Source organism: Streptomyces hygroscopicus (assembly GCF_026168105.1).
Classification (GTDB): Bacteria; Actinomycetota; Actinomycetes; order Streptomycetales; family Streptomycetaceae; genus Streptomyces; species Streptomyces hygroscopicus_D.
In genome coordinates this window covers 1-2,768 of record NZ_LBMW01000127.1, presented here as the reverse complement: position 1 = coordinate 2,768, position 2,768 = coordinate 1, and the positions used below count along the sequence as shown (strand labels likewise).

The following is a 2,768-nucleotide window of genomic DNA, read 5'->3' as shown; positions in this document are numbered from 1 at the left end:
CCGGCCCAGATACTCCAGCTCACCAGCACCGTTCCAGCGCACCAAGTCCCCGGTGCGATACATCCGCTCCCCCACAGCCCCGAACGGACACGCCACAAACCGCTCCGCCGTCAACCCCGGACGCCCCAAATACCCCCGCGCCAAACCCACCCCCGCCAGATACAACTCACCCACAACCCCCACCGGCACCGGAGCCAACCCCGCATCCAGCACATACACCCGCGTGTTCCAGATCGGCCGTCCGATCGGAGGATGTGCGTCTCCCGCCTGAGGGGGGCAGGTGTGATGGGTGACATCGACGGATGCCTCGGTCGGTCCGTACAGGTTGTGCAGCGGGATGCCGAGAGCCGCACTGAACGACTGTGCCAGATCGGCCGTCAGGGCCTCACCACTGCAGATCACCTGACGCAGGCTCGTGCAGGTCGCAGCCGCAGGCTGGGACAGGAAGGCCCTCAGCATGGACGGCACGAAGTGCGCCGTTGTGACCCGGTGGTCCTCGATGACGTCGGCAAGGTATGCCGGATCCTTGTGGCCGCCGGGCCGTGCCACGACGAGACCGGCGCCCGTGATCAGCGGCCAGAAGAACTCCCAGACGGAGACGTCGAAGCTCGACGGAGTCTTCTGCAGAACTCGGTCTTCACGGGTGAGGCCGTACTCGGCCTGCATCCACAGCAGCCGGTTGACGATCCCCTCGTGGCTGATCAGCACACCCTTCGGACGCCCTGTGGAGCCCGATGTGTAGATGACGTACGCGGGGTGGTGCGGCAGCAGCGCCCCGGCGGAGGAAACGTCCTCAGGCCTCTCGTGGTCCGCTTCCGATCCGGCCAAGAGGGCCCGGGTCTCCGGGCTGTCCAGCAGGATCCGCCCCGGGCCCGAACCGATGCCGGACAGGAGGGCGGACGTCTCCTCGGTGACGAGCAGGAGGACGGGCTGTGCGTCATCGAGTACGAACGCGGTGCGCTCGGCCGGGTCGTCGGGGTCGAGCGGCACATAGGAGGCGCCGGACTTCAGCACCGCGAGGAGGGCGACGACCAGATCGGTCGACCGCGGCACCGCCACGGCCACCACGCGCTCGGGTCCCGCGCCCCGGCGCGTCAGCAGGGACGCCAGACGGTCCGCCCGTGCGTGCAGGTCCGCGTAGGTCAGCTCGCTGTCCTCGAACGCCAGGGCGATACGTTCCGGCGTCCGTGCCGCTTGCTCCTCGAGGAGGTCCTTGAGTGTGAGACCGTGCCCGGCGCTCTCGTACGCGGTGGCGTTCCAGTCGCCCACGATCCGCTGGCGTTCCGAGGCCATGAGGATATCGAGGGTCCGCAGGGGCCTGTCGGCTTGGCGGACCGCCTCTTCGAGGAGACGGGACAGATGGGCCGCGATGCGCTCGGCGGTTGCCTGGTCGAACAGATCGGCGCTGTATTCGATTCGGCAGTCGATTCCCGCGGGGCTTCCCTCCTCCGTGGTGTGCCGCTCACGGTAGGAGAGGGAGAGATCGAATTTGGCCGTTCCGGTGCCGACCGGGCGCAGGGTCGACCGCAGACCGGGCAGGTCGATCAGTTCGGGGTCGATGTCCTCGGCCGCGAGCAGCACCTGGAACAGGGGATGATGCGACAGTGAGCGCGTCGGACTGAGGACTTCCACCAGGTGTTCGAAGGGGACGTCCTGATGCGCGTACGCGGCCAGGTCCGTTTCTCTCACGCGTTCGAGGAGTTCCCGGAAGGTCGGGTCACCCGACACATCGGTGCGCAGCACCAGGGTGTTGACGAATACGCCAACCAGATCGTCGAGTGCCTGGTCGGTGCGGCCGGCGATCGGAGATCCGATCGGGATGTCCGTCCCCGCCCCGAGCTTGTGCAGGAGTGCGGCCAGTGCGGCCTGGACGACCATGAACAGGGTCGAGCCGGTTTCGCGGGCCAGGGCGACTGCCGACCGATGGATGTCCGCGTTGAGAGTGAAGGGCACCACACCGCCGGTGTAGGTGGCCACTACGGGGTGCGGGCGGTCCGCCGGGAGCTTCAGCCGCTCGGGGATACCCGCAAGCGCGTTCTCCCAGTAGCCGACTTGCTGGTTGATGACGCTTTCCGGCTCGTGCACGCTGCCGAGGAGCTCCTGCTGCCAGCGCACGTAGTCCGTGTAGCGCACGGGGAGTTCGGACCACTGGGGTGAATGGTGCACCGCACGAGCCCGGTACGCCGTTGCCAGGTCCCTCGAGAGGGGAGCGACGGACCAGCCGTCGGCGGCGATGTGATGGAGCACCAGTGACAGCACGTGTTCCGCAGGCGACAGCTCCAGCAGAGCAGCGTGCAGCGGTGCCTCGCCGGTGAGATCGAAGGTGCGGGCGGCGAGGCTCTCCAAGTGGCGTGGAAGATCCGATTCTGTGGTGGGGATGACCGGGATGTCGACTTCGACGTTCTCCAGCACCCGCTGGTAGGGAACCCCGTCGGCTTCCCCGAAGACCGTCCGCAGACTCTCATGCCGCTCGACCACATCAGCCACAGCAGCCCGCAGAGCATCGTGGTCCAGCGCACCCGAAAGCCGAATGGCCATCGGCATGTTGTACGTCGCACTCGGCCCCTCCAGCCGGTGCAGGAACCACAACCGCCGCTGCGCGAACGACAACGGCACCACCCCAGGACGCTCACCGACCCGAAGCGCCGGCCGCGCACCAGCCGCACCCACAAGCCGCGCCGCCAGCCCCGCCACCGTCGGCGCCTCGAACACCGCCCGCACCGACAACTCCACACCCAGCACCGACCGCACACGACTGATCAACCGCG

2 protein-coding genes are annotated in these 2,768 nt (G+C 68.0%); one reads left to right on the top strand and one right to left on the bottom strand.

Features of this window, described 5'->3' with window-relative positions:
• On the bottom strand, positions 1-2,616 hold a 2,616-nt coding region (locus AAW14_RS39115), incomplete at its 3' end, for a non-ribosomal peptide synthetase (RefSeq protein WP_265569225.1).
• Here AAW14_RS39115 and AAW14_RS39110 point away from each other — a divergent pair.
• Positions 2,543-2,768, top strand: a 226-nt coding sequence (locus tag AAW14_RS39110) for a hypothetical protein (RefSeq protein ID WP_265569226.1), incomplete at its 3' end; no start/stop codon positions are given. The genes AAW14_RS39115 and AAW14_RS39110 overlap by 74 nt on opposite strands.